Origin of the sequence: Achromobacter sp. GbtcB20 (assembly GCF_019091095.1) — a bacterium.
In the GTDB taxonomy this organism is placed as follows: domain Bacteria; phylum Pseudomonadota; class Gammaproteobacteria; order Burkholderiales; family Burkholderiaceae_B; genus Achromobacter; species Achromobacter mucicolens.
On record NZ_JAGXJZ010000329.1, the window covers coordinates 1 to 353 of the forward strand.

At 66.9% G+C, this 353-nt stretch carries 1 protein-coding gene; it reads right to left on the bottom strand.

Annotated elements, in window-relative coordinates:
- Window positions 1–353 (bottom strand): AIR synthase related protein (locus KVT32_RS29200; protein ID WP_254637074.1); only part of this gene is annotated, 353 nt, incomplete at both ends.

A 353-nucleotide genomic window follows, 5' to 3' on the forward strand; every position in this document is an offset into this window, starting at 1 on the left:
ACTGCCTACGGCTTCCAGGACCGGCTTGGCCACGCTAATGATCTTGCGCACCAGCGAGTAGCCGTTCGAATGGATGCCCGACGATGCCAGGCCCAGCCCCACGTCGCCGGGGGCGATCTTGCTGCCGTCGATGAGCTGCGACTTTTCCACCGCGCCGACGGCAAAGCCGGCCAGGTCGTACTCGCCGTCCGGGTACATGCCCGGCATCTCGGCGGTTTCGCCGCCCAGCAGGGCGCAGCCGGACTGTTCGCAGCCCTGGGCGATGCCCTTCACCACGGCGGTCGCGGTCGGCACGTCGAGCTTGCCGCATGCGAAATAGTCGAGGAAGAACAGCGGCTCGATGCGGAAAGACG